27 protein-coding genes and 1 tRNA gene are annotated in these 24340 nt (G+C 61.6%); 15 read left to right on the plus strand and 13 right to left on the minus strand.

Features of this window, described 5'->3' with window-relative positions; all coding sequences use genetic code 11:
- Positions 1-2: 2 nt before the first annotated feature.
- From DBIPINDM_RS37810 to DBIPINDM_RS37825, 4 genes are all read right to left on the minus strand, one after another.
- A complete protein-coding gene (locus DBIPINDM_RS37810) occupies positions 3-608 on the minus strand; it encodes a TetR/AcrR family transcriptional regulator (protein WP_258584033.1) in 606 nt (201 codons plus the stop codon).
- Positions 609-661: 53 nt separating this feature from the next.
- Positions 662-2479, minus strand: coding sequence for an adenine deaminase (gene ade, locus DBIPINDM_RS37815; protein WP_258584034.1), 1818 nt, complete (start codon positions 2477-2479; stop codon positions 662-664).
- A 78-nt stretch (positions 2480-2557) separates the two neighbouring features.
- Complete coding sequence (locus tag DBIPINDM_RS37820; protein ID WP_258589438.1) at positions 2558-3322, minus strand: MBL fold metallo-hydrolase; 765 nt, start codon at positions 3320-3322, stop codon at positions 2558-2560.
- A gap of 112 nt (positions 3323-3434) precedes the next feature.
- The gene (locus DBIPINDM_RS37825; protein WP_258584035.1) at positions 3435-3824 is read right to left on the minus strand and encodes a SecDF P1 head subdomain-containing protein; all 390 of its coding nucleotides are present in this window, start codon (positions 3822-3824) and stop codon (positions 3435-3437) included.
- Between the two features lie 190 nt (positions 3825-4014).
- On the opposite strand from DBIPINDM_RS37825, the gene DBIPINDM_RS37830 reads away from it, so the two are divergent.
- The 3 genes from DBIPINDM_RS37830 to DBIPINDM_RS37840 all read left to right on the plus strand — a co-directional run bounded on the left by DBIPINDM_RS37830 (position 4015) and on the right by DBIPINDM_RS37840 (position 6761).
- On the plus strand, positions 4015-4683 hold the full coding sequence (locus tag DBIPINDM_RS37830) for an outer membrane protein (RefSeq protein WP_258584036.1): 669 nt from the start codon (positions 4015-4017) through the stop codon (positions 4681-4683).
- Positions 4684-4965: 282 nt separating this feature from the next.
- A tRNA-Leu gene (locus tag DBIPINDM_RS37835) sits at positions 4966-5051 on the plus strand.
- A gap of 204 nt (positions 5052-5255) precedes the next feature.
- A complete protein-coding gene (locus DBIPINDM_RS37840; RefSeq protein ID WP_258584037.1) occupies positions 5256-6761 on the plus strand; it encodes an HAL/PAL/TAL family ammonia-lyase in 1506 nt (501 codons plus the stop codon).
- A 27-nt stretch (positions 6762-6788) separates the two neighbouring features.
- Here DBIPINDM_RS37840 and DBIPINDM_RS37845 read toward each other — a convergent pair whose 3' ends face one another.
- On the minus strand, positions 6789-7367 hold the full coding sequence (locus tag DBIPINDM_RS37845) for an NUDIX domain-containing protein (RefSeq protein WP_258584039.1): 579 nt from the start codon (positions 7365-7367) through the stop codon (positions 6789-6791).
- A 157-nt stretch (positions 7368-7524) separates the two neighbouring features.
- On the opposite strand from DBIPINDM_RS37845, the gene DBIPINDM_RS37850 reads away from it, so the two are divergent.
- The 4 genes from DBIPINDM_RS37850 (at position 7525) to DBIPINDM_RS37865 (ending at position 9773) form a co-directional block, all read left to right on the plus strand.
- Positions 7525-8628, plus strand: coding sequence for an NADH:flavin oxidoreductase/NADH oxidase (locus tag DBIPINDM_RS37850; protein ID WP_258584040.1), 1104 nt, complete (start codon positions 7525-7527; stop codon positions 8626-8628).
- A 126-nt stretch (positions 8629-8754) separates the two neighbouring features.
- The gene (locus tag DBIPINDM_RS37855) at positions 8755-9072 is read left to right on the plus strand and encodes an SH3 domain-containing protein (protein ID WP_258584041.1); all 318 of its coding nucleotides are present in this window, start codon (positions 8755-8757) and stop codon (positions 9070-9072) included.
- 153 nt (positions 9073-9225) lie between these two features.
- Positions 9226-9504 (plus strand): DUF982 domain-containing protein, encoded by a 279-nt coding sequence (locus DBIPINDM_RS37860; protein WP_019857850.1) that lies wholly within the window; start codon positions 9226-9228, stop codon positions 9502-9504.
- A gap of 29 nt (positions 9505-9533) precedes the next feature.
- Positions 9534-9773, plus strand: a complete 240-nt coding sequence (locus DBIPINDM_RS37865) for a DUF2188 domain-containing protein (protein ID WP_019857848.1) — start codon at positions 9534-9536, stop codon at positions 9771-9773.
- Between the two features lie 111 nt (positions 9774-9884).
- Here the strand turns inward: DBIPINDM_RS37865 and DBIPINDM_RS37870 are convergent, their stop codons facing one another.
- Entirely contained in the window at positions 9885-10169 is a 285-nt protein-coding gene (locus DBIPINDM_RS37870) for a hypothetical protein (protein WP_258584042.1), read from the minus strand.
- Positions 10170-10223: 54 nt separating this feature from the next.
- Positions 10224-11228 (minus strand): alpha/beta fold hydrolase, encoded by a 1005-nt coding sequence (locus DBIPINDM_RS37875; RefSeq protein ID WP_258584043.1) that lies wholly within the window; start codon positions 11226-11228, stop codon positions 10224-10226.
- 149 nt (positions 11229-11377) lie between these two features.
- On the opposite strand from DBIPINDM_RS37875, the gene DBIPINDM_RS37880 reads away from it, so the two are divergent.
- The 6 genes from DBIPINDM_RS37880 (at position 11378) to DBIPINDM_RS37905 (ending at position 19234) form a co-directional block, all read left to right on the plus strand.
- The gene (locus DBIPINDM_RS37880) at positions 11378-12121 is read left to right on the plus strand and encodes a competence/damage-inducible protein A (protein WP_258584044.1); all 744 of its coding nucleotides are present in this window, start codon (positions 11378-11380) and stop codon (positions 12119-12121) included.
- A gap of 83 nt (positions 12122-12204) precedes the next feature.
- The gene (locus DBIPINDM_RS37885) at positions 12205-13038 is read left to right on the plus strand and encodes a universal stress protein (RefSeq protein WP_258584045.1); all 834 of its coding nucleotides are present in this window, start codon (positions 12205-12207) and stop codon (positions 13036-13038) included.
- 116 nt (positions 13039-13154) lie between these two features.
- Entirely contained in the window at positions 13155-13655 is a 501-nt protein-coding gene (gene gpt, locus DBIPINDM_RS37890; protein ID WP_172229339.1) for a xanthine phosphoribosyltransferase, read from the plus strand.
- Positions 13656-13865: 210 nt separating this feature from the next.
- Positions 13866-14354: an NUDIX hydrolase gene (locus DBIPINDM_RS37895; RefSeq protein WP_258584047.1), complete on the plus strand. Its 489-nt coding sequence runs from the start codon at positions 13866-13868 to the stop codon at positions 14352-14354.
- A gap of 108 nt (positions 14355-14462) precedes the next feature.
- Positions 14463-14774, plus strand: coding sequence for a PilZ domain-containing protein (locus DBIPINDM_RS37900; RefSeq protein WP_258584049.1), 312 nt, complete (start codon positions 14463-14465; stop codon positions 14772-14774).
- A gap of 671 nt (positions 14775-15445) precedes the next feature.
- On the plus strand, positions 15446-19234 hold the full coding sequence (locus DBIPINDM_RS37905) for a vitamin B12-dependent ribonucleotide reductase (protein WP_258584050.1): 3789 nt from the start codon (positions 15446-15448) through the stop codon (positions 19232-19234).
- 70 nt (positions 19235-19304) lie between these two features.
- Here the strand turns inward: DBIPINDM_RS37905 and DBIPINDM_RS37910 are convergent, their stop codons facing one another.
- From DBIPINDM_RS37910 to DBIPINDM_RS37935, 6 genes are all read right to left on the minus strand, one after another.
- Positions 19305-19706, minus strand: coding sequence for a hypothetical protein (locus DBIPINDM_RS37910; protein WP_258584051.1), 402 nt, complete (start codon positions 19704-19706; stop codon positions 19305-19307).
- A gap of 384 nt (positions 19707-20090) precedes the next feature.
- Positions 20091-20555, minus strand: a complete 465-nt coding sequence (locus DBIPINDM_RS37915; protein ID WP_258584053.1) for a DUF488 family protein — start codon at positions 20553-20555, stop codon at positions 20091-20093.
- Positions 20556-20689: 134 nt separating this feature from the next.
- Positions 20690-21040: a hypothetical protein gene (locus DBIPINDM_RS37920; RefSeq protein ID WP_258584055.1), complete on the minus strand. Its 351-nt coding sequence runs from the start codon at positions 21038-21040 to the stop codon at positions 20690-20692.
- A gap of 161 nt (positions 21041-21201) precedes the next feature.
- Positions 21202-21843, minus strand: coding sequence for a DUF3592 domain-containing protein (locus DBIPINDM_RS37925; RefSeq protein WP_258584056.1), 642 nt, complete (start codon positions 21841-21843; stop codon positions 21202-21204).
- A 258-nt stretch (positions 21844-22101) separates the two neighbouring features.
- Entirely contained in the window at positions 22102-22710 is a 609-nt protein-coding gene (locus DBIPINDM_RS37930; RefSeq protein ID WP_258584057.1) for a class I SAM-dependent DNA methyltransferase, read from the minus strand.
- Between the two features lie 38 nt (positions 22711-22748).
- Positions 22749-22910 (minus strand): hypothetical protein, encoded by a 162-nt coding sequence (locus tag DBIPINDM_RS37935; protein WP_258584058.1) that lies wholly within the window; start codon positions 22908-22910, stop codon positions 22749-22751.
- Positions 22911-23014: 104 nt separating this feature from the next.
- Between DBIPINDM_RS37935 and DBIPINDM_RS37940 the strand changes: the two genes are divergently transcribed.
- A complete protein-coding gene (locus DBIPINDM_RS37940; protein ID WP_258584059.1) occupies positions 23015-23962 on the plus strand; it encodes a LysR family transcriptional regulator in 948 nt (315 codons plus the stop codon).
- A complete protein-coding gene (locus DBIPINDM_RS37945) occupies positions 23959-24330 on the plus strand; it encodes a VOC family protein (RefSeq protein ID WP_258584062.1) in 372 nt (123 codons plus the stop codon). The genes DBIPINDM_RS37940 and DBIPINDM_RS37945 overlap by 4 nt, the downstream gene beginning before the upstream one ends.
- The last annotated feature ends 10 nt before the right edge of the window (positions 24331-24340 follow it).

Raw genomic sequence — 24340 nt, forward strand, 5'->3', positions numbered from 1 at the left:
CGCTAAAAAGAATTCACGTAGACCAGTACGGTACGGAGCGCCTCGCTCCTAACGACATCACGCGAGAGCGCGCGCACCTGGTGGACCGCTCCGTGCACAAGGGATTCCACCATGCGTGGAAGGACAAAAAGCATTCGCTCCGTCTCGTCGAGGCTGTATCGCTTTTGGTCGGCGCGTGACAGCACTCGCCCAAACGTGTGATGCAGCGCGTTCCTGAAGCCAAGAGCGCCCTCCGGAACGGCGGACGAAACAATCTCGTGCAGTTCCGCAGCATCCACGTGCACGTTCACCAGACCTCGGACGAGTTCGCGCGTGAATTCCTGCAGCGGAGCCGAGGCGTAGGCAGCCGTCGTCTGCCCGATGACCTGCCGTACATCGTCGACGTGTCGGTCATGAAGGGCGGTGAAGATTGCGCGCTTGTCGGGGAAGTACTGATAAAGCGACCCGACGCTAACGCCGGCGGCCTCCGCGATGCGATTCGTGGTGATGGCCTGGGTCCCGTGACGCTTCACCACAAGTTGGACCGCCTCGAGCACGCAGTCCACGGTCTGCTGCGAGCGTTGCTGCTTCGGCTCGCGCCGCGTAAAGGTTCTCTTGGCCGTGGTCATGCTGCCTCGTCGTATGTAGTTCGCAGGCCGACATCATCCGAATATCGACATACCTAGACGAACAGATCGACTTTCTGGAACGTCGTCACGTCGATCAGCCCGACGTCGGAAATCCTCAACTCCGGAATGACCACCAGCGCCAGCAGCGAGTGCTGCATGTAGGCGTTGTTCAGGGAACAGCCCATCTTGCGCATCGCCTCGGTCAGTTTTTCGGCTTTGGCGGCGACGATTTCGGCGCGCTCGTCCGACATCAGCCCGGCAATCGGCATTTCGACCAGCGCCAGTTCCTTGCCCTTGGAGAACAGCACGACGCCGCCGCCGACTTCGCCCAGCCGGTTGACCGCCAGCGCCATGTCCTGCTTGTTGGTGCCGACGCAGATGATGTGGTGGGCGTCATGCGCCACGCTAGACGCCATGGCGCAATCGCCCATATAGCCGAAGCCGGAAACGAAAGCGTTGGTGACGCCGCCCGTGCCCTTGTGCCGCTCGACCAGCGCGATCTGGCAGACATCGTTGCGGCGATCCATGGCAACCAGCCCGTCCTCGACAGGAAGATCCGCCTCCAGCGCCCTTGTCGGCGCCTGGTTCTCGATGACGCCGATGACGCGCACCCGCACCTCGTTAGCGCCCTTGGGGGCCGCGATGTCGAAATCGCCGGCCTTCAGCTTCTTGCCCAGCTTGACGGTGTTTTTCGCCGTCTTCGGGTAGTCATAGGCCGGAATGTCGATGTCGAGCTTGCCGCCCTTGGCCAGCCTGACGCCGCGCGCATAGACCTCATCGATGGTCATTGCGGCGAGATCGGAGACAATCAGCAGGTCGGCCAACCGCCCCGGCGCGATCGAACCGATCTCGCGTTCCAGCCTGAAATGCTGGGCGGTGTTGATCGTTGCCATCTGGATCGCCGTCACCGGCTTCAGCCCCTGTTGGATGGCGTGGCGCACCACCCGGTCCATGTGGCCTTCGTGGACAAGCGTGCCGGAATGGCTGTCGTCGGTGCACAGGATGAAGTTGCGCTGATCGATACCGCCTTCGGTCACCGCCTTGATCTGCGAGGCGACGTCGTACCAGGCCGAGCCCAGCCGCAGCATCGCCTTCATGCCCTGACGCACGCGGGCGATGGCGTCCTCGGCGCGCGTGCCCTCGTGATCGTCCTCGGGTCCGCCGGCGACATAGCCATGGAACGGCAGGCCAAGATCGCGCGAGGCATAGTGGCCGCCGACCGTCTTGCCCGCTTTCACAGTCGCGGCGATCTCGCCCGACATGACAGGATCATTGGCGGCGACGCCTGGAAAATTCATCACCTCGCCGAGCCCGATGATGTTTTCCCATGTCATCGCTTCCGCGACATCCGCGACCGTCAGTTCCGCGCCTGCGTGTTCCAGCCCAGGCGCCGAAGGCACGCAGGACGGCATCTGCACATGCACGTTGATGGGCATCGCCACCGCTTCGTCATGCATCAGCCGCACGCCAGGCAAGCCCAGCACATTGGCGATCTCGTGCGGATCGATGAACATCGATGTGGTGCCGTGCGGGATGACGGCGCGGCAGAATTCCGTCACCGTCACCATGCCGCTCTCGACATGCATATGCGCGTCGCAGAGGCCGGGCACGAGGTAGCGCCCGCCGGCATCGACCACCTTGGTGCCCTGGCCGATGGCGTGGCTGGCATTCGGCCCACAATAGGCGAAGCGGCCGCCGGCAATGGCAATGTCGGTGCCGGCGATGATCTCGCCGGAGTGAACGTTCAGCCAGCGGCCGTTGCGGATGACCAGATCGGCGGGCTTGCGGCCCATGGCGACGTCGACCAGATGCGTCGCCATATCGGCCCACGGTCTTGGTTTGGCGGCACTGGCGGTCTTTGCAGTCGGCATCAGGCGATTCCTTCGGTTACGAACAGTCTCGCAAATGTCGGCGCGCGTAGCCAGAGGTGACGACCGGCTTGAACAGCCTCACAATTGCAAGTCGACGGCAATGCCACGTTCCAGAAGCTTCAAACGCCCTGCGATACCGAGCGCCTTGAAGGAATGGGCAAGCTCGCTTTGCGTCTCGGTGAAATGCTGCCAACCCTCATTGTGGATCGCGATGATCGTCGCATCGGAGAAGGCATTGGCCGCCTCGATCGCGTCATTGCTGTCCATGGTCATATGGAAGGCGCCGCGTGGCCTGGCCGAGCCAGTGAAAAGGATTGCGGCCCTGACGTCAAAACGGCGCGCGACTTCGGCCACGCCGTCGAACCAGACGGTGTCGCCTGAGATGTAGACACTCGGGCCACCTTCGCCATGGAGCGATAAGACGAAGCCGACAACATCGCCGCTGATCGGCTCAATGCCATGTGGACCGTGCCGCGCGGGCGTGGCCGTCACACGTAGGCGCCGGCCATCCGATACATCAACTTCAACGCTCTGCCAGGGAGCCAGCCCCTCCGTCGAGCCGCCCAGGCGCCTTGCACCAACCTCGGTCGTGAGCACTCGATACGCGCGAGGCAGGAAAGCGCGACCTGAATGATCGAGGTTGTCCAGGTGCTGGTCATGGCTGAGCAACACCACGTCGATGGGCGGCAAACTGTCGATACCAATGGCCGGACCGGACTGCTTGACCAGCCGGACTGCGCCCGCGTCATAAGCTTGGGGCACGTCGAAAGTCGGATCGGTCAGAAAGCGGATTCCGGCGATCTCGATGAGCGCGGTGGGGCCGCCGATCAAGGTGATTGTCATTCTGTCAGGCCCGGGCACGTCCACGATGAAATGCTCCTTCAGTTTGCCGCCCGGACTGATATCGGGAGAGACGAACAGATATCCAAGGACCAGTTTGCGGACAGCGATTGTTTCACCCGCCCGGTTGCTCGGCTCTCGCATCGACCGTAACGCTGACACCACCGGATGAGATCTTTTCGGCGATCCGCTCTAGTTCGCCCGGTGCGAATGTTCCGCCGACCATGATCTCGCCGCCGATGATCGGCTCCATCAGCCGCGGCGACATCACCACGGCGCCGTCGATGCTGAGATCGACCACCTTTCCGATGTTCACCCTGGTGAAGTCGGCGAACAGCTTCGCGCTATCCAGTGTCATCTTGAGGCTGAGTGATTCTCGTCCCGAAACCGGATCAGATATCACCGCCGCCTTGGCGATGCCGAGCGTCAAGGGTTCGGCCATGGCGAGGCCGTTGGCGAACAAGGTGATGGCAGTTGCGGCGATCAGGCGGACCAGGGCATTCATCAGGATTTTCTCCCTGCAAACCGCCGATCTTGCACAGCGACGCTTCGCACGGCAATGCCGCGTGCCCACGGCCTGCCGACTGCGACGCGGCGGATCGCATCGGCTGCTGCCAGAAATCCGATTTCGTTTTGCGGCAGATAGGGTTACCTTGCCTTGAGGATCTTTCCGACTCTTCGTCCGGGGAGCTCGAATGTATCGCCTTGTCGTCGCAAGTGCCGGTCTTCTTGCCGCACTGTCCCTGCCGGCTTTCGCAGCCGACCCGACAGTCGATGTTCCGATGACCGCGCCTGGCTTCGACTGGACCGGATACTATGCCGGCCTGCAGGCAGGCTATGGCTGGGGTCGGTCCGACATCTCGGGAAACGACGGCGGAGTGTTTTCCGTCTCACCTGACGTCGACGGCGGTTTCGTCGGCGGACACGTCGCCGGCCTGTGGCAGTTCGACCAGGCGGTGATCGGCGCCGAAGCCGACCTCAACTATTCCACGATCGACGGCACGGCGGAGCTCGGCGGGCCCGGAAATGTCGTTGGTACCGACATCAAATGGTTCGGCTCGGTCAACGCCAAGGCCGGGTATGCGATGGATCGTGTGCTGGTCTACGGCATAGGCGGCGTCGCCTTCGCCGGGATCGAGACGTCGCAATCAGCAGGCTCCGCCTTCTCCGAGACACGCACGAATGTCGGCTGGACCGTGGGTGCCGGCGTCGACTACGCGCTGACCGACAAATTCGTCGTTGGCGCGCAGTATCGGTATTACGATTTCGGCTCCGAACACTATAACGGGTCCAGCGATTTCGTCGGCCGCGACCAGGACACGAAGCTGAACACCGTCGGCGTCAATCTGAGCTACAAATTCTGAGCGCGGCCAACAGCGATCGGCGAGCGACGGCTGTGAGGTGACCAGCAATTTCGACGAGAGGGGCGGCCGGCGCCCCCAGTGGGCGGGGGAATGGGTTGGGCCTGGTAGACGCCGGCCTCGGCGGATCAAGTCCGCCGTGCAAACACCCTACTCATTGCGCGCGGCACGGATAATTCCGCGATCGCACCAGTATCGCCACGCCCCCTCCTCTGGGGTGCGCGTTCAGGCAGCTCAAGAACACGACTTGACGGCCTGTGTCAGGCATCTGAAAAGGGCTGGCCTGCGGACGTGGCGGAATTGGTAGACGCAAGGGACTTAAAATCCCTCGATCTCTGATCGTACGGGTTCGATTCCCGTCGTCCGCACCACCCTTCGCTCTTCGAGCTTGGGGTGGCAGGCCACCTGGATCAGAATTTATAACCCACGACGTCGCTCCAGTCGCATCAGTCGCCGATTCCATCGCCATTGTGCATCGCGGTTGTGCGGTACGGAGCCAAGAGTAAGTTTCTCCCGCCGCCTTTCGAGTGGGCCAACAGCGCTTGCGCATCCGCAGCGCTATTTCGGAACGGGCAATGACAATAACGATAGATAGAAACGCCAGCTGGCGCGATATCGCTCGGGTGAGCGAAGGCGAATCCCTGGCGCTTAGCCAGGCAGCGTGGGAGAGGATCGCTTTTGCGAACCAGATCGTAGCGGCCATCGTCGAAAAAGGCATCCGCGCCTATGGCGTCAATACCGGGGTCGGCGCATTGGCAAGCAAGATTGTGGCGCCTGCCCTGCAAAAGAAACTGTCGCGCAATATCATTCGCAGTCATGCGTGCGGCGTAGGTGACCTCGTGCCGAGACGTGGCGTGCGCGCCATCATTGCCGCTCAGGTGGCAAATTTCGCGCATGGCCATTCGGGCGTGAGCCCTGCGATCGTCCGTAATTTGCTCACCTTTATCGAGCGCGATTGCGTTCCCGACGTGCCGTCCCGGGGATCGGCTGGATATTTGACGCACAACGCGCATGTAGCGCTGGTCTTGATCGGTGAAGGCAGTGCAACCGTGGCAGGTCGCTCGATGAGCGGGCTCGAGGCCCTGGCTGAAATGGGTCTGGAGCCATTGGAGCTTGGCGCCAAGGAAGGCTTGAGCCTCGTCAATGGCACCGCGTGCGCGACCGGCCTGACAAGCATCGCCGTGCTGCGCGCGGAGCGTTTGTTGGGATGGGCCGACGCTGCGGCGGCTTTGACGCTTGAAGCCGCAGGCGCGCAAATGCCGGCCTTTGGCGAGCAAATCCTGGCGATGAGGCCCTCACCCGGCATTCAGGACGTGGGCAAATCGCTGCGTGGCTGGCTCCATGGCAGCGAGCTTATCGCGCTGGCCCATGGCAGCCGCACGCAGGACGCGCTCAGTCTTCGCGCCGTGCCGCATGTTCATGGCGCCGCCCGGGAGGTCTTGGGCCGGTCCGCCGAGCTGGTCGACCGCGAATTGGCCGCTGTCACCGACAATCCCGCCGTATTCGGGTCTTTGAACGATCCTCAGGTTGTTTCAGAAGCGCATGCGGTGGCGCCTGCCCTTGGGCAGGCCGCTGACGGCCTGACCATCGCTTTGGCGCAGGTGGCTGGAATGAGCGAGCGTCGGATCGACCGTCTCGTCAATCCACTTGTCAACAATTTGCCGGCCTTTCTTGCCGATGAGGACGGAGCCAATTCCGGCTTCATGATCGCCCAATACACGGCCACGTCGCTCAGCAACGTCAATCGGCGTTTGGCCGCCCCGGCGGCGACCGACGGCGGCGTCACATCCGGCCTGCAAGAGGATTTTCTTGCTCATCCAACCGTCGCAGCCAACAAGCTGCTGGCGGTTATCGACAACGCGGAATACATCCTGGCGATCGAACTCATGGCAGCCGCGCAGGCACATGATTTTCTGGCGCAGCGAGGCGCACGCGCACCTGGTACCGACACCATCTACCAAATGGTCCGGGACAACGTCGCTCACTATTCCGACGATCGGCCTCTGTCCCGGGACATGGAGGCCTTGCGCAACTTCATCCGTGAAATGGACGTGCCGGCCTGTCCGCAGCCCAGCTCGTAAGGCAAGTGTTCGGCTAGCTTCGACGGACTAGGCCTTCATCGGATACAATTTCAGGTGCTGGATCAGGATGATCGTCTTGGCATCGACGATGCGGCCGTCGGCGATGCCGGCCAGCGCTTCGTCGAGCGGCATTTCCAGAACCTCGATGTCCTCGCCTTCTTCCGGCGCGCCGCCGCCGGCCGAGATGCGGTCGGCGGGCGAATAGCGGGCAACGAAGAACCACAGCCGCTCGGTGACGCTTCCCGGGCTCATGTAAGGCGAAAACAGCCGCTCAATCTTGTTCAGCCGGTAACCGAGCTCTTCCTCGGCTTCCTTGCGGATGGCGGTCTCGGGATCGTTTTCGTCGAGCAGCCCGGCACAGGCCTCGATCAGCGGCTCACGGTGGCCGGTGACGTAGGCGGGATAGCGGAACTGGCGCACCAGCAGCACCGTCGAACGGCCGGGGTCGTAGGGCAGGATCACCGCGCCATCGCCGCGATCATAGGTCTGGCGGACCTGCGTCTCCCACTGGCCGTCGCGCCGGCGATAGTCGAGCACGGTCTTTTTCAGCACTGCCCAGTCGTCGGAGAGAACCTCTTCCGAGCGGATGCGAATGCGATCTTCCATTGGACACCTCGGTATTTGCTGCCGGGCGCAGGCGTAGCCGCGAACCGGCGCCGGCGCAATTGGGGCAGCCATTGGTCCAGAGCGCGCTTCACTCTCTCGTGTGTGGTATGGCAGAGTTCCGTTGCCTAAATAGCGCGTTCCTCTCCGGAGTCCTTTCATGACGACATCGCTTTTCCAGCCGATCACGCTCGACGGCTTGAGCTTTCCCAACCGCATCGCCGTCGCGCCGATGTGCCAGTATTCCGCCGAGGATGGCTCGGCCAGCGACTGGCATCTTTACCACTGGATGAACCTGGCCATGTCCGGCGCCGGCATGGTCACGGTGGAGATGACCGATGTCGAGCGGCGCGGGCGCATCACGCATGGCTGCCTCGGGCTTTACTCCGACGACAACGAAGCCGCAGCCCGCCGCACACTGGACGCGGCACGACGCGTCGCCGCGCCGGGCACGAAATTCGGCACGCAGCTGGCGCACGCCGGCCGCAAGGCTTCGAACCGCAAGCCCTGGGAAGGCGGCGGGCCGCTGCAGCCAAACGAGGATCCCTGGCAGACCGTCTCGGCCTCGGCCATCGCCTACGACACCGGCTGGAACGTGCCGCACGCGCTGGAGGACGAGGAGATCCTGCAACTCATCGAGCGCTTCGCCGAAGCGGCAAGGCGGGCCGAACGCGCCGGCTTCGACTTCATCGAACTGCATGCCGCGCATGGCTACCTGATCTTCCAGTTTCTGTCGCCGCTGTCCAACCAGCGGACGGACCGCTGGGGCGGCTCGCTGGAAAACCGGATGCGTCTTGTCGTCGAAATCGCCAGGGCGGTGAAGAAAGCGGTGCCGAAGCTGATGCTCGGCACGCGGCTGTCGGTGAAGGACTGGGTCGATGGCGGCTTCGACGTCGAGGATGCGATCGAGGTGGCGAAGGCCCTGAAGGCCGAGGGCGTCGCCTATCTCTGCTGTTCCAGCGGCGGCAATTCGCCTTTGCAGAAATTGCCCACCGGCCCCGGTTATCAGGTGCATCTGGCGGAAGCCGTGCGCAAGGGCGCCGGCATCCCGACGCGCGCGGTCGGCCTGATCGACGATCCCAAGCAGGCCGAGGCTGTTATCGCCGAAGGTCGCGCCGACATGGTGGCGCTGGCGCGTGCCTTCCTCGCCGATCCACGCTGGGGCTGGCGCGCGGCCGCCACATTCAGCGAAAAGATCCATCCGGCGCCGCAGCTCGCCCGCTCGGTGACGACGATGGAACACTGGATGAAAGCGGCGGGCTGATCGCCCCATCCTCCTGATACCGGCATGATCCTGCCCAGCCGTTTGCAACAGCCTGCTTCAATTCTGGCCGCAAACTGTTACGTTGGGTGAGGCTGCGGCGGGCGCGGCCGGGCTTGGGAGGAAATCATGTCGTTCAGGGCATTTTTGCCGGCTGCAGCGCTTGTGACTGTCGCCGGGTTCTGGCTCGGTGCATCGACGCCGAGCGTTGCGCAATATTGCGAGGGTACGGTGCACGGCCTCTCCGGCCGCTACAATCTGGCGACCGGTAGCGGCTTTCTTGCTGTGCGGACACGGCCAAACTCGTCATCGCGGATGATCGGCCAGCTGTTCAATGGCGATCACACCGAAATCTTCGACCGACGCGGCAACTGGTATCAGGTCGAAATCGGCGGCACGACCGGCTGGGCGAACGCACGCTGGCTGCGCAACGATTGCGACTACTGAGACGCCCGTGCATGTCGCCCAAAAGTGGATCCGGTTTTGGGACGACGACATGCATCGAACAAAGAGCTAAAGCGCGTCGCAAACGCGACGCGACTTTTGGGCGCAGGTTCCGCGCCACTTTTGCAACCAAATTGGCTGTTTTGCGTTGCGGCCATGATGGACAACAAACCCTTTGAAACGCCGGTGGTGGTCGAACTCGGCCATGTCGGCAAATATCGCCATATCCGCAGCACCCAGGAAGCGGCGGAGTGCCTGATGACGGTGTGGCCGCTCAATCGCGGCCCGCGCCATCGTGATGCTCTCGACACTTGCCTCAAAGTGCTGGAAGGTTATCGTTCGACAGCGGAAGCGCGACGGGCATTGATCGAAGCCGCCAGGGAATCGGAAGTGCTGGTGCCCGACGACAGGCTGTCCGACGACCGGCTGCATTGAGCAGGCGGACCTTTCAACCGGAGGTTTTGATGGCGAAGCTGACTTACAAGATCGTCGAGCATGACGGCGGCTGGGCCTACAAGGTCGGTTCGACCTTCTCGGAGACATTTCCCACCCATCAGGATGCGCTGCGCGCCGCCGAGATCGCCTCGGCCGAGCAGCAGGTGGCAGGCGCGACGGACGGCATCCAGTATGAGGATGCCGACGGCAAATGGCATGAGGAACTGGCGGATGGCCGCGACCGGCCGCAGACCGAGGTGTCCGACTGAGCAATTCCAGGAAAAGTCTGAAGAGAACTTGCCGGCACGAACAGGCAGGGCGCCGACCGCAGACGTCAGGAGAGACGACGTCCGACGGTCAGCGGCTGCCCAGCGGCTGAACTATTTACCGCAATACTGATCGTTCACGTTGCCCTGAGCATTCGCGTCAGGACCGGCCGTGTTGTAGGCACAAGGGCCGGCCGAGCCCGAGCTACCAAGGGTATCCAGTCCCGAGCGGTCGCCGTTGATGCTTCCAGTCGTGTTCTGGTCGACGCCTGAAGACTCTTCGTTGCCGAACGGCCACCAGTTGTGATGGTTGGAATATGCGGCGTCCGACGATTGCGCCATCGCCGACGTGGCGAGACCGATCGTCAGAACCGATGCTGCGAGAAGTTTCCTGTACATTGCATTACTCCGTGTCTTGGTCGCCTTGGGTGCGACACGGGGTAAACCCGGCAGTCAGCCGGTTGGTTCATTGAAATTGTCGTGAGGCTGTGGTGATGGAAACGCGCGGGAGGCAATCCGCTCGATGAAATCGATCACCCGCCTGGGCTCGACGAACTGCGGCATATGGCCGACGCCGTCAACGGGTTCGAAATCGAGCCCTTCGATCTTGCCTCGCATCGGCTCGCCATGGATGCGGATGTCGATGACGCGGTCGGCGGTTCCAAACAGGATGCCGGCGGGCATGGCAATCTCGCCATAGCGTTGCTCGATGCGGCCGAGATCCTGTTCGACGGCCACGACATCGGCGGACGTTGCCTGGAAATGGACTGGCCGCAGCCCGAGCCAGCCACCGCCGTCGACCATGTAGTCCGCGGGAAAAGCCTGCGGCGCGAAGATGAACTCCATCGTCGGCCGCGCATAGCGCAGGCTCAGCGGTATGGCCACGGTGTAGGCCATGATCCAGCGCAGCAGGCGCGAGGGAATGTAGAGCAGGTCGAACCGCTGGCGTGCCCTGGTTTCCAGATGCGTCAACGGCGCCAGCAAGGCGATGCCCGAAATCGCCTCGGGGTGTTCCACGGCCAGGGTCAGCGTGACGGCGCCACCCAGCGAGTGGCCGACCACCAGCGGCCTCTCCAATCCCAATTTTTCGATGAAGCGGCACACCAGGGCTGCCTGCTCGGGCAAGCGGCCGGTGGCACCGTTGGCGCGTACCGAATAGCCCGATCCCGGCCGATCGAGCGCGATCAGCCGGTAGCCCGGGCCGAAATGTCCGAACAGCGTGTGCCGGAAGTGATGGAGTTGCGCACCAAGACCGTGCAGGAAGACGATCGGCCGCCCGTGGCCTACATCGACATAGTGGATGCGGTTGCCGTCGATCTCGATGAATTTTCCGACCGGCGGAACCAGTCTTTGCGCCTTCGCCGCGATCCACAGCGTCACCAGCACCAGACAGACGATCCCCAGGACCGCCAGCAGGAACAACAGGGCCAGCAGCCACGACAGGATCGATATCAGCATTGTTCACCCGGACCAGAACCAGTTTGAGCTTACCCGCAGCCGGTTGCGCCGCAACCTCGCATCGAACAGGGGCGATTGTTCACCGCCCGGGTGGCATTGCCGACAGGCACGCGCCGCGCTATCTCAGGCGACCCGTCCTGGAGCCCTCCATGCCTGAAATCGTTACAGCCGCCATGCTTGTCATCGGCGATGAGATTCTGTCCGGCCGCACCAAGGACAAGAACATCGGCCACCTCGCCGATATCATGACGGCTGTCGGCATCGACCTGAAGGAAGTGCGCATCGTTCCCGACGAGGAAGACGAGATCATAGCTGCGGTGAATGCCGTGCGTGCGCGCTATACCTATGTGTTCACTACCGGCGGCATCGGCCCGACCCATGACGACATCACCGCCGATTCGATTGCCAAGGCGTTCGGCGTTCCCTGCGAATACGATGCCAAGGCCTATGCCATGCTGGGCGAGAGCTACGCCGCGCGCGGCATCGAATACACCGAGGCGCGCAAGCGCATGGCGCGGATGCCGCGCGGCGCCGACCATATCGACAACCCGGTGTCCGTGGCGCCCGGCTTCCGCATCGGCAACGTCCACGTCATGGCCGGCGTGCCCTCGATCTTCCAGGCCATGCTCGACAATGTCGTGCCGACGCTGAAGACCGGCACGAAGATGCTGTCGGCGACGGTGCACTGTCCGTTCGGCGAAGGACTTGTCGGCGGGCCATTGGGTGAGATCCAGAAGGCGCATCCGGACACGATCATCGGCTCCTATCCAAAGTATGGCGACGGCAAGTTCTGGACCGAGTTGGTCGTTCGCGCCCGCAGCCAGGAGGCGCTCGAGGCCGCGCGCGCCGATGTCGAGGCGATGGTGGCGGGTTTCGCCGCCAAGGCAAGCTGATCGGCTTGAAGCCGGAACCAAGCACGGCGCGCCGACGTTTCCCTGCACGCGAGCTCCAAGGCTCGCCAGATTGAGGGATCACCATGCGCTTCAAGACCATCGTTGCCATTCTGCAGAACGAGCAGGACGCCGAGCGCGTGCTCGACTGCGCCATTCCGCTCGCCAGCCGCTTCGAGAGCCATCTGATCGGCATCCATGCCGAGGCGCTTCCGGTGCCCTACACGTCGGCGACCGGCTTCCCGGATACCGAGTTCCTGCAGGTCTCGGCCGACATGAACCGGGAGCGGGCCGACAAGCTGCAGGCCGTCTTTCTCCGGCGCATCGAGGATTCCGGCCTCTCCTTCCAATGGCGCAGCCTGGAGAGCTTCTCCGGCGACAGCGCGCTGACCGGCATTTCGAGCGTGCGCGCCGCCGATCTCATTGTCGCCGCCCAGCGCGAGACCGGCGGCGATCCGAGCGCCGATGTCGACACGCTGGTCTATGATGCCGGCCGGCCGGTGCTGGTGGTGCCGAGCGCTGGCCCGCTGGTCACCACCTTCAAACATGTTCTGCTCGCCTGGAACGGCAGCAAGGAAGCCGCCCGCGCCGCCTTTGACGCCCTGCCCTTCATCATCGAGGCCGAGAAAACCGACATATTGGTCATCGATCCGCCCGACAGCCTTGACGAAAGCCCGGAAGCCGCCGGTGCCGAAATCGCGTCGGCCCTGTCGCGCCATGGCGCCAACGTCAGCGTGTCGGTGCAGGAATCGGGCGGCACCTCGATCGACGACATGATCCAGAACAGGGTCGCCGAGACCGGCGCCGACCTCCTGGTGCTTGGCGCTTACAGCCACTCCTGGCTGCGCCAGCTCCTGTTCGGCGGGGTGACGCGCACAGTGTTGCGCACAACGCAGGTGGCAGCCTTCCTGTCGCGATAAGTCCACAGCCATCGCTGCCGGTCGCCCTTGCCAAGTCCAAGGGTTTCCAGTTAATTCCGCGCGCATTCCCCTGTTTTTGTGCACGCGGCCTTCGCGTGCTGCGGAGTGCGCGAAAAATGTCCCTTCCCGAAAAAGCCTTCCCGGTCTCCTGGGACCAGTTCCATCGTGACGCCCGTGCACTTTCCTGGCGGCTCTCCGGCGCCAACAAGGGACAATGGAGAGCGATCGTCTGCATCACCCGCGGCGGTCTGGTCCCCGCGGCGATCATTGCGCGCGAGCTCGGCATCCGCATCATCGAGACGGTCTGCGTCGCCTCCTACCACGACTACACCAGCCAGGGGCAGTTGCAGGTGCTGAAGGAAATCACGCCCGCGCTGCTTGCCGACGATGGCGCCGGCGTGCTGATCATCGACGACCTGACCGACACCGGCAAGACCGCCGGTATCGTGCGCGCGATGATGCCCAAGGCGCATTTCGCCACCGTCTACGCCAAGCCGAAAGGCCGGCCCCTGGTCGACACTTTCGTCACTGAGGTCAGCCAGGACACCTGGATTTATTTCCCCTGGGATATGGGCTTCACCTATCAGAAGCCGATCGCCGACGATCACGCCGGCTGATTCGCAACACGCCGCTTTTTCCAGTTAAACCGTCGCCGACGACAATTTTTGCTTCCGTGGACGGGTCCGCGGAGCAAGATATCCTGTGAAATCGACCCTTGTTGGCGGAAATCGGCCAGCCCGACCAAAGTTTTTACTTTTATTGCTGATAATTAGCCGTAAGATTCGTAAGGCGGCAAACGATTCTGGAGGCTGGGGCTAGCTTCTCCGATGTTGACAAGGCCAACGACGCACAACCATCTGGCTGAAAGGGTCCGGCGACTCTTCGGCACCGCGCCGTGCCGTCTACAGGTTGCCGCCCTGCCCTGGCGCGATACCGGGAATGGCGTAGAGATCATGCTGATCACCAGCCGCGATACGGGCCGCTGGGTGTTGCCGAAGGGCTGGCCGGAGGCCAGGGAGCCGCTCTGCGAGGCGGCGGCGCGGGAAGCCGGCGAGGAAGCCGGGTTGCGCGGAAACATCTCCCATCTCGAAGCCGGCCGTTACTTCTATGCCAAGGTGCTGGCATCAGGCGAAGAAGTGCCTTGCGAGGTGCTGGTGTTTCCGCTGCACGTCGACAAGATCGCCGACCGCTGGAAGGAAAAGCATTCGCGCACCCGCAAATGGGTCAATTCCAGCGAAGCGGTGCGCATGGTCAATGAACCAGACCTTTGCCAGATCATCGCCTATTTCTGCGCCGACCCGCACAGATTCTCCTAAGCGACATCTTGCGCGTGTTCTACGGCGGATTCACAATCAGGTGATGTGCCGCATGAATGGTTTGCTAATTTTTCTTCGCTAAGAACCGGCCAATCTGGCGATTGATCGATGGCAAACTCTGTAGACCCCCTTAAGCAAGATTCCGACGCCTCCAAGCGCGAGCACCGCCCACGTGTGCTCAAGGGCGGTTCCGTCATCACCGGCATTCAAAACTCGGAAGTCGCCGTTACGCTGCGCAACCAGCATGCGGGCGGCGCCGAGTTGAAGATACCGCTCGAGTCGCGGGTTCCCGATCGTTTCCTTCTCTACGTGCCGCTCGACGGCATCGCCTATCGCTGCGAAGTCCGCTGGCGCCGCAACGATCGGATCGGTGTACAGTTCACTGGCACCGAGCCAAAGCCGAAGCTGCATTACGGCTGATATCTGGCATATCGGCCTGACAGGCTTTCGCTGCCACCCAGATTACCTCGGACGAGCGCCTACTGAGCGTCAACGGCGCGCAAACCCGCTGCTGCAATGACAATCGCAGCGGCGCATTTCTATCCCCGTTATCCACATGTGTGACACACAAGATGTTGGGGTCACAAAAGCTACGCAAACGAATCCTTGACGGCGCAAAACGAGTCGCCTTTTATAGGCCATGCGCTCCTGTTGAGAGTGCGACCGGAAAGTTCTGAGCCCGGTCTTTTTCCCGGATTATGTGCGTTTTTGCCCGCATTTCCGCCTGTTTACGAGGCCGGCGGAAGCGTTGGGATTGTGGGGTGGTGGGGCGACGAAAGGGAGAATTGTCGGACTGGAATAAATTGTCTGTTAATACTATATTTAGTGTTTGCAGGTAGGTTCGACGCTAGATAGTGTGAATTTCCCTGGAGTGAGGGACTCGGAAAAAATCAGTTTTGAGGGACCCGCGGGGTCCGTCTGCGAGTTGGACAGGCGCTTCGCAAGGAGTTTTGACCAGCACGCGGCGGAGACTGCGAAGTGGGAGAGCCGGCCGTTTTCGAACGCCGGCACACGGCGGACATGCGTGTTTCGCATTTGGGGGCAGAAATCCCCTGACGAAAGCGCTATATATAGACAAAAGGACCGGACCAATGCGCATCGAGCGTCGCTTCACCAAGCCAGGCCAATCAGCTTATGCGGAGATCGAATTCCGCAAGGCCCTTTCCGAGATCAAGAATCCGGATGGCTCGGTGGTGTTCCGTCTCGACAATATCGATGTGCCGGCGCAGTTCTCCCAGGTCGCCGCCGACATCCTGGCGCAGAAATATTTCCGCAAGGCCGGTGTCCCCGCGCGGCTGAAGAAGGTCGAGGAGAACGACGTCCCCTCCTTCCTGTGGCGCTCCGTCGCCGACGAGGCCGACCTTGCCAAGCTGCCGGAAGCCGAGCGCTACGGGTCCGAGATCGATGCCCGCCAGGTCTTCGACCGGCTGGCCGGCACCTGGACCTACTGGGGCTGGAAGGGTGGCTACTTCAAGACGTCGGAGGAAGACGCGCGCGCCTTCCGCGATGAGCTTGCCTATATGCTGGCCACCCAGCGCGTCGCGCCGAACTCGCCGCAATGGTTCAACACCGGCCTGCACTGGGCCTACGGCATTGACGGCCCGAGCCAGGGCCACTTCTATGTCGACCCCTTCACCGGCAAGCTGACCAAGTCGAAGTCCTCCTACGAGCATCCGCAGCCGCATGCCTGCTTCATCCAGGGCGTGCAGGACGACCTCGTCAACGAGGGCGGCATCATGGATCTGTGGGTGCGTGAGGCGCGCCTGTTCAAATACGGCTCCGGCACCGGCTCGAACTTCTCGCTGCTGCGCGGCGAAGGCGAAAAGCTGTCCGGCGGCGGCCGCTCGTCCGGCCTGATGAGCTTCCTCAAGATCGGTGACCGCGCCGCGGGCGCCATCAAGTCGGGTGGCACGACGCGCCGCGCCGCGAAAATGGTCATTGTCGACGCCGACCACCCCGATATCGAGGAATTCATCGACTGGAAGGTCAATGAAGAGCAGAAGGTCGCCTCGCTGGTGACCGGCTCCAAGATCGTCAAGAAGCATCTTGAATTGATCATGAAGGCCTGTGTCAATTGCGAAGGCAATGGCGACGACTGCTTCGATCCGGCTATCAACACCGCGCTGAAGCGCGAGATCAAGGCGGCCAAGAAAGACGCGGTGCCGGAGAACTACATCTACCGCGTCATCCAGTTCGCCAAGCAGGGCTACACCTCGATGTCGTTCAAGACCTACGACACCGACTGGGATTCGGATGCCTATCTGACCGTTTCGGGCCAGAACTCCAACAATTCGGTATCGCTGAAGGACAATTTCCTGCGCGCCGTCGAGCAGGACGCCGACTGGCACCTGACCGCCCGCAAGGACGGCAAGGTGCTGAAGACGCTGAAAGCCAGGGATCTCTGGGAAAAGATCGGCTACGCCGCCTGGGCATCTGCCGATCCCGGCCTGCATTTCAACACGACGATGAACGACTGGCACACCTGCGCTTCGGCGGGTGCGATCCGGGCCTCCAACCCGTGCTCGGAATACATGTTCCTTGACGACACGGCCTGCAATCTTGCCTCGATCAATCTGCTGCCCTACCGCAATGCCGACGGCACGATCGACATCGCTGCCTACGAGCATACGGTGCGGCTGTGGACCATCGTCCTCGAAATCTCGGTGATGATGGCGCAGTTCCCGTCGAAGGAGATCGCCAAGCAATCCTATGAATACCGCACGCTCGGCCTTGGCTACGCCAACATTGGCGGCCTGCTGATGACCTCGGGCATTCCGTACGACTCGGATGAGGGCCGCGCCATCTGCGCAGCACTTACCGCGATCATGACCGGCATGGCCTATGCCACTTCGGCCGAAATGGCCGCCGAGCTCGGCGCCTTCGCTGACTACGACCGCAACGCCCAGAACATGCTGCGCGTCATGCGCAACCATCGCCGCGCCGCCTATGGCGACAAGGACGGCTACGAGAAGCTGGCCGTCAACCCGGTGCCGCTGGTCGCTTCCGATCTCAAGCAGCAGGCGCTTGTCGAGCATGCGAAAGCCGCCTGGGACCGCGCCATCGAACTTGGCGAGGAGCACGGCTACCGCAATGCGCAGGCGACCGTCATCGCGCCGACCGGCACGATCGGCCTGGTCATGGATTGCGACACCACAGGCATCGAGCCCGACTTCGCGCTGGTGAAGTTCAAGAAGCTCGCCGGCGGCGGCTACTTCAAGATCATCAACCGCGCCGTGCCGGAAGCGCTGCGCACGCTCGGCTACTCCGAAGCCCAGCTCGCCGAGATCGAGGCCTATGCGGTCGGCCACGGAAACCTCAACCAGGCGCCCGGCATCAATCCCGGCTCGCTCAAGGCAAAGGGTTTCAGCGACGACAAGATCGCGGCGCTCAATGCGGCGCTGAAGTCGGCCTTCGACATCAAGTTCGTCTTCAACCAGTGGACGCTCGGCGCCGACTGGGTGAAGGAGACCTTTGGCTTCACCGACGAGCAGCTCAACGACTTCTCGTTCGAGATGCTGCCGGCGATGGGTTTCTCCAGGAAGGACATCGAGGCCGCCAACATCCATGTCTGCGGTGCGATGACTTTGGAAGGCGCGCCGTTCCTCAAGGCTGAACACCTCGCCGTGTTCGATTGCGCGAGCCCCTGCGGCAAGATTGGCAAGCGTTCGCTTTCGATCAACAGCCACATCCAGATGATGGCGGCGGCGCAGCCCTTCATCTCGGGCGCCATCTCCAAGACCATCAACATGCCCAACGATGCGACGGTGGAAGACGCCAAGGGCGCCTACATGCTGTCGTGGAAGCTGGCGCTGAAGGCAAACGCCCTCTACCGCGACGGCTCGAAACTGTCGCAGCCGCTCAATGCCTCGCTGCTCGCCGATGGCGAGGAGGACGAGGACGATGCGGTCGAGCAGCTGATCGCGGCCCCGGCTGCAGCGCGCGCGGCGCAGATCACCGAGCGGATCGTCGAGCGCATCATCGAACGCGTGTCGCGCGAGCAAGAAAAGCTGCCCGGCCGCCGCAAGGGTTATACGCAGAAGGCCAAGATCGGTGGCAACACCATCTTCCTGCGCACCGGCGAATATGATGATGGCCGCCTCGGCGAGATCTTCATCGACATGAACAAGGAGGGTGCCACGCTGCGTGGCCTTCTCAACAACTTCGCCATCGCGATTTCGCTCGGCCTGCAGTACGGCGTGCCGCTCGACGAATATGTGCATGCCTTCACCTTCACCAAGTTCGAGCCGGCGGGCATGGTGCAGGGCAATGACGCCATCAAGAGCGCGACGTCGATCCTCGACTACGTGTTCCGGGAATTGGCGATTTCCTATCTCGGCCGCAACGACCTCGCCCATGTCGACCAGTCGGACTTTTCCAACACCGCACTTGGCCGCAACATCAGCGAAGGCAAGACCGACGCCGTCTCCAAGGGCCTGACCCGCGGTTCGCCGGTGAAGCTGGTTTCCAGGGCGATCGGCAACGAGCCGAAAGGCTTCGCCGGTTCCGCAGGAACCCCTGCCCGCTCGGCGCCGACCGCCTTCTCCGGCTCCAACGTGCTGGCGTTGAAGCCCGCCAGCGACGAGGCGATCGCCTACAAGCGCGACTATGAGGATCGGGCCAAGGAATTGGCGGAAGACATCGCCTTCGAGGAAGCGGCGGGCTCTGCTTCCGTAGCCTCTGATACCACGGCGGCGCTGTTCACCGACGCCGCAGCCAATGAAGCGGCCGAGGCGAAGAAACTCGCCGCCGACCGCCGCGCCAGGTCACTGCTGCAAGGCTACACCGGCAATTCCTGCTCCGAGTGCCAGAACTTTACCATGGTGCGGAACGGGACCTGCGAGAAGTGCGACACGTGCGGCGCTACGAGCGGGTGCAGCTGAGCAAGTTCGAAACACTAAAACGCAATATCATCGGCCCGGTCGCAAGACCGGGTCGATTTCATTTAAACGGTTAAAAAAGCGACCCTTGGATCTCGTTCTCAACCCCGTGGTCGAGCCGGATCACACCGTTAATTAGCCATTGCGGATAGGCTTTGTGGGTCCCCATCGCGAGAACAAAACCTTTTCTCGAGTACTCAGCCCCAAATCTTTCCGTCATTTTCCGAAGCGTGTCCGTCTCGCCATAAAGCCGTTGCCACTTGAGAAAAGTGGCTTCTATCTCCCAGTCCTGACAAGTTCCTTCCCGCGATCCATCCGCCGTTTCGTACTTATATTTGAAAAGAAATGGAGCTGGCTCATACGGAACTAAACTCTTACCCAGAAATCCAAACAGGCTATTAGCTTCCTGATCGTGCCACATCTGAAATCGCGCTTTCTCTTCCTCAAATGTAGCGCGATCTTTTCTTTCAATCACGAATTCAGCATTCTTCGGCCGAATAAGTGCCAGACTTCGACCTCTCTCCAGTTCGGTATTGAGACTTGGAACAACGTGCCGAGCTAAGAATTGAGCCCGGGATTTTTCAGATAAACTGCTTGTTATTACGAGAGACTTGTGCTCCAGCCTTCGGCTCTCGCTTCTTTGGTCGCCTTTAGGAAGGCTCCAGCCATACTCAATGGTATCCCATCGACCGAACTTCTGAGCATCTTCTAGGGTCCGAAAAGCTACTGGGTATAGCCGAATCCAGTTACCGCTGAAATCTAACCCTGCACAACAGACTAGCTCGCCATGAGTTTCTCCAACTCGCGGCGCCGCCTTTACCAGAATCACCGCAGAGTCACGCTGAGAGAGAGATGCCAATCACGCAGCCTTTAGACGGAAGCCTTTCGGTACACCAATATTTTTAATTGAACTCTTCTTAATTTTCAATATCTCTTCACAAATAATGGAACGATGGCAGTCTTTGTGATCTCTTTCAAAACACATTAGACAGATGTTCTTTGTTTCTGCGTGCAGTGCTAATTCACGGATTATTTTTCCGGCTGCCTCATTCGCGATATGGCTTCTGAAGATACGCTCGAACCGCGGACGATCCCCACTTCGAGCGGCCAACCGTCCTTCCCTGGGGTCACCGAGGATTTTTTCATGCCTATAGTCGATCGAAGAGTTTTCTAGATGGTTCCTAAGCGAGTTTTTGGAGAAGCCTGGTTTTCTTGACAGAGGTAGATCTCTCACGTCGACAAGCAATTCGACCTTCTCTGCCTTCAGTACGGATACGAAGTCGTCAATTTCAGAACCTTCATAGCCAATCGTCAGTAGCGCCATAGGACATCTCATTGTCTGTTATGGTGGTCATAGGCGATCAAACTTGTCCGAAGCGTGACGCACGATCAACCATTAGATCGCGGATTCGAGCGCACGGTGCGGTCATGGTCGGTTTCGGTGGGCATCCACCTCGCCTATAACACCCTTAGCGTCTGCTCATCAAACAGCGGTTCGTCCTGCCCCGCCCGGACGAACAGCACTTTCCGCCCTTTGCCTACCGGCACCTCGAAATACTGGATGCCGTCAGGCATTTCGCCCCAGTCGCCGCAGGGCGGCTCAGGAACTTCTTCCAGATTGGCAAGTGCTTTCAACTCTTTGGCATAGGCCGCGTCGGGGCTGAATGTGTAGCGTTTGACGCCGGCGGGCACGGTCCCCTCGGTGTAGGGCGCCAGCACGCAGCGGGCACTGATGGCCTTGTCGGTCTTTTCCACAAACAGACGCAGCAACGCAGCCTCGGCGGTTTCGCTCGGCTTGATGACGAACACCTCGACCAGAGGATCGGCCGCGCCGCCATCGCTGTATTTGATGGCGAGCGCGTTGCCGGCGAATTCGAAATGGATCTGGCGGAAGCCGAAATCGTCGCGGATGCAAAAAGGGTGCAGGCCCAGGCGATCGATCTCATGGCGCTAGTCATCTCTGCATCCTGTCAAGGTAAAGGCATCCCAGGCCGCAGCGCTGCACCCAGGCCCTGCTCGGCCAACGATTTCTGGGCGAAACCCATGCGCAGGGCAAACAGCCCCATGAACAGCAGCAGTGCCGCCGCGCCGAGATTCTGTGGCTTGGGCAGATGCGGCCGGATCGCCTCGAGCAAACCGCCGACGGAAAACACCAGCACCAGTGCGCCGATCACCAGCACCGCCGAGAGCTGGAACATGAACTTGAAGGCGCCATCGGGCATGGTGCGCTCGATCACGGCTTTGCTGGGATCGGCCGGATTGTAGAAGACGGTCACCGCGGCGCCGCGGGGAAACTGCGCAAGGGTTTCGGTGACTTCGAAATTCCCCAAATTCTCCTTCACGCTGTAGCGCGAGCTTTGAAATTTCTTGCCACCCACTTTGTATTCGAAGGTGATCGCCGGAAAATTGCGCATCTCGGTGGTATCGCTGCTGTCCGAGCCAACGCCCGAGCTTCTGACCTCCCGCGCCTCGACGCGCGACGAGATGATCTTTCCCGGGGCCGGCAACCAGTGGCTCAGCGCCTTTACCTCGCACCATTTCAGGAAAGTGATGAGCGACAACATGCCCGCGACCGCGCAGGCAAAGCCGACAAGCAGAATTTTGAGCTCCACCCTGATCCCCCCGGAGTGCAGGAACCGGCACTAGACAGCACCGCGGCGGCAATGTCTCGCTTATTCGCAAGGTCGGGAGGTGATCGGCCGGGCGTAACGCGCGCCCTCTCCTTCTCCCCTTGTGGGAGAAGGTGGATCGGCGCGTAGCGCCGAGACGGATGAGGGGTGCGAGTGAGGCGTTGGCGTTCCCTGGAGCACCCCTCATCCGTCGCCTTCGGCGACACCTTCTCCCGCAAGGGGAGAAGGGAAAAGATCCCCTCATGCCGGCCTTACAGCCAGGAACGTGTTCCATTCTTCGCTGTTGCGGCCCAGGTTGAAATCGTCCCTGAGAAGCACCAGCCCGGCGGCTTCGAGACGGGCCGCAAAATCGTCCCGGCGCCAGTAGACCGTATGGTATTTGCCTGATGTCTCGCCATCGCCATTGCGCATCGACACGAGGAAGGCGCCGCCTGGCCGCAGTGACCCGGCTATCCTGGCAAGCACCTGGTCTGTCTGGTCGCGCGGCACATGGATCAGGACGGCCAGGGCCAGGACGGCGTCATAGGGGCCGCCGAGATCATCGGTGAGAAGATCGAGAAGCTCACCATGCTTGCCGCGCGCGGCTTGCAGCTCGAGAAACCGCTTTGTTGCGTCGGTGCGGCGAACCTTGACGCCCAAGTCCTCCAGAAAGTCCGCATCGTAGCCCGCTCCCGACCCGACTTCCAGAATCTGGCCTTCTGTGCCGGCAATCGCCACAAGCCGCTTCAGCGATGCCTGTTCTCTTTCGTTGGGGACATGCCGCACGATGGCATCGTAGCGTTCCGCATAATCCTCATAAGCATTGATCGTCTGACGGCTCTTCGCCAGAGCCTGCGACAACACATCCATCTTTCCCTCCCCTGCATCCGTGTGGGTCAAAAACGTCTTCAGCGACTGGTGCCGGGAGGTACGTGCCCGTCGAGCACGCCAATGTCGCGCAGAAAATGATCCGACAGCGAACGCTGGTCGAGCAAGCCGCGCCTGCGGGGTCTGAACGGCGCGGTGAAGAGGTCGAGCATCGGACGACGAAGCGTGTTGTAGAGGGTCATTGCCGTGTCCTTTCGGGTTCGATTTGATCACCAGAGTATGCCGTGTTCCGTGCTTGGCTTCCAATCGAACGTCGCGTACCATGCATCAGGAGGATTGATGCGTCATGAGTTGGGAGCTGCCGCCCTTAGGGGCCATCCGGGTCTTTGAAGCCGCAGCTAGACTGGGCAGCTTTACCAAGGCGGCCGAGGAACTCGGCATGACCCAATCAGCGGCCAGCTATCAGATCAAGGTGCTGGAGGAACGCGCCGGGACGCCGCTTTTCATAAGAAAAACAAGACAGATCGCCTTGACAGAGGCCGGGCAGCAATTGGCGCCGCACGCCACGGGCGCGTTCTCGGCCCTGGCGGATGCCTGGGTCGCCACCAAGGGTGGAGCGAGCGGCGTGCTATCGCTCACGACCATGGCAACATTTGCATCGAACTGGCTGGCTGTGTGGCTTGGAACATTCCAGCTGATGCATCCCGACCTCGCCGTGAAGGTGGATACATCGTCCCGGCTGGTCGATTTCGGGCGCGAGGGCATGGATATCGGCATCCGGACCGGCACCGGCAAATGGCCTGACCTGACCGCCCACTATCTGTTCAAGGCCGACTACACGCCAATGCTCAGCCCCAAACTGGCCGAGAGCGTCGGCGGCATCCGCCGGCCCGAGGATCTCTACAAGGTGCCGCTATGCGGCCCTGACGATCCCTGGTGGAAAATCTGGTTCGAAGCAGCCGGCGTGCCCTTCGATCCCGCTCATGTCATCCCCGGTCCGGCGCTTGGCGGGCAGGCTTATGATGTCATGGCGGCACTGACCGATCAGGGTGCTGCCATCCTCACCCAAAACCTCTACAGCGCGCTTTTGGCGAAGGGGCAGCTGATAAAACCTTTCGACATCGTCGGGTCCGACGGCGACGGCTATTGGCTTGTGCACCTGGAAAGCCGACGCAACGTACCGAAGATCAAGGTGTTCCGGGACTGGGTGCTGGCCCAGACCGCGGAGATTCGAGAACACGAAGCGCACCAAGCACAGGCCTACAAGGTGCAGTCGCAACAGAGGACAAAATGATCGATCACATAACCATCGAAGTGGGTGATCTGGGGCAGAGCAAGCTCTTCTATGAACGCGCCTTTGCGCCCCTGGGATATCGCCTGTCCTTCGGCAAGGAAGGGGTGTTCTGGGCCTTCGATGCCGGCAATGGCTGCCTGTTCGAAATCCAGCGAACCGGCGAGACGCCGCCGCTCACCCATCTGCATGTCGCTTTCCGCGTCGGCAGCAGGGCAGAGGTCGATGCGTTCTATCGGGCAGCGCTGGAGGCCGGCGCCAAAGACAATGGCGCACCCGGCCCGCGCCCCGACTATGCGGAGAATTACTACGCCTGCTTCGTGCTTGACCCGGACGGCTACAACATCGAGGCGATGATCAATGAGCGGTGAAGCGCTGCGC

The organism is Mesorhizobium sp. AR02 (assembly GCF_024746835.1).
Taxonomy (GTDB): domain Bacteria; phylum Pseudomonadota; class Alphaproteobacteria; order Rhizobiales; family Rhizobiaceae; genus Mesorhizobium.

Bases quoted from the DNA above. Each gene is read 5' to 3' on its own strand.
- DBIPINDM_RS37810 (WP_258584033.1), bottom strand. From the start codon at position 608: ATGACCACGGCCAAGAGAACCTTTACGCGGCGCGAGCCGAAGCAGCAA.
- ade (WP_258584034.1), bottom strand. From the start codon at position 2,479: ATGCCGACTGCAAAGACCGCCAGTGCCGCCAAACCAAGACCGTGGGCC.
- DBIPINDM_RS37820 (WP_258589438.1), bottom strand. From the start codon at position 3,322: ATGACAATCACCTTGATCGGCGGCCCCACCGCGCTCATCGAGATCGCC.
- DBIPINDM_RS37825 (WP_258584035.1), bottom strand. From the start codon at position 3,824: ATGAATGCCCTGGTCCGCCTGATCGCCGCAACTGCCATCACCTTGTTC.
- DBIPINDM_RS37830 (WP_258584036.1), top strand. From the start codon at position 4,015: ATGTATCGCCTTGTCGTCGCAAGTGCCGGTCTTCTTGCCGCACTGTCC.
- DBIPINDM_RS37840 (WP_258584037.1), top strand. From the start codon at position 5,256: ATGACAATAACGATAGATAGAAACGCCAGCTGGCGCGATATCGCTCGG.
- DBIPINDM_RS37845 (WP_258584039.1), bottom strand. From the start codon at position 7,367: ATGGAAGATCGCATTCGCATCCGCTCGGAAGAGGTTCTCTCCGACGAC.
- DBIPINDM_RS37850 (WP_258584040.1), top strand. From the start codon at position 7,525: ATGACGACATCGCTTTTCCAGCCGATCACGCTCGACGGCTTGAGCTTT.
- DBIPINDM_RS37855 (WP_258584041.1), top strand. From the start codon at position 8,755: ATGTCGTTCAGGGCATTTTTGCCGGCTGCAGCGCTTGTGACTGTCGCC.
- DBIPINDM_RS37860 (WP_019857850.1), top strand. From the start codon at position 9,226: ATGATGGACAACAAACCCTTTGAAACGCCGGTGGTGGTCGAACTCGGC.
- DBIPINDM_RS37865 (WP_019857848.1), top strand. From the start codon at position 9,534: ATGGCGAAGCTGACTTACAAGATCGTCGAGCATGACGGCGGCTGGGCC.
- DBIPINDM_RS37870 (WP_258584042.1), bottom strand. From the start codon at position 10,169: ATGTACAGGAAACTTCTCGCAGCATCGGTTCTGACGATCGGTCTCGCC.
- DBIPINDM_RS37875 (WP_258584043.1), bottom strand. From the start codon at position 11,228: ATGCTGATATCGATCCTGTCGTGGCTGCTGGCCCTGTTGTTCCTGCTG.
- DBIPINDM_RS37880 (WP_258584044.1), top strand. From the start codon at position 11,378: ATGCCTGAAATCGTTACAGCCGCCATGCTTGTCATCGGCGATGAGATT.
- DBIPINDM_RS37885 (WP_258584045.1), top strand. From the start codon at position 12,205: ATGCGCTTCAAGACCATCGTTGCCATTCTGCAGAACGAGCAGGACGCC.
- gpt (WP_172229339.1), top strand. From the start codon at position 13,155: ATGTCCCTTCCCGAAAAAGCCTTCCCGGTCTCCTGGGACCAGTTCCAT.
- DBIPINDM_RS37895 (WP_258584047.1), top strand. From the start codon at position 13,866: ATGTTGACAAGGCCAACGACGCACAACCATCTGGCTGAAAGGGTCCGG.
- DBIPINDM_RS37900 (WP_258584049.1), top strand. From the start codon at position 14,463: ATGGCAAACTCTGTAGACCCCCTTAAGCAAGATTCCGACGCCTCCAAG.
- DBIPINDM_RS37905 (WP_258584050.1), top strand. From the start codon at position 15,446: ATGCGCATCGAGCGTCGCTTCACCAAGCCAGGCCAATCAGCTTATGCG.
- DBIPINDM_RS37915 (WP_258584053.1), bottom strand. From the start codon at position 20,555: ATGGCGCTACTGACGATTGGCTATGAAGGTTCTGAAATTGACGACTTC.
- DBIPINDM_RS37930 (WP_258584057.1), bottom strand. From the start codon at position 22,710: ATGGATGTGTTGTCGCAGGCTCTGGCGAAGAGCCGTCAGACGATCAAT.
- DBIPINDM_RS37935 (WP_258584058.1), bottom strand. From the start codon at position 22,910: ATGACCCTCTACAACACGCTTCGTCGTCCGATGCTCGACCTCTTCACC.
- DBIPINDM_RS37940 (WP_258584059.1), top strand. From the start codon at position 23,015: ATGAGTTGGGAGCTGCCGCCCTTAGGGGCCATCCGGGTCTTTGAAGCC.
- DBIPINDM_RS37945 (WP_258584062.1), top strand. From the start codon at position 23,959: ATGATCGATCACATAACCATCGAAGTGGGTGATCTGGGGCAGAGCAAG.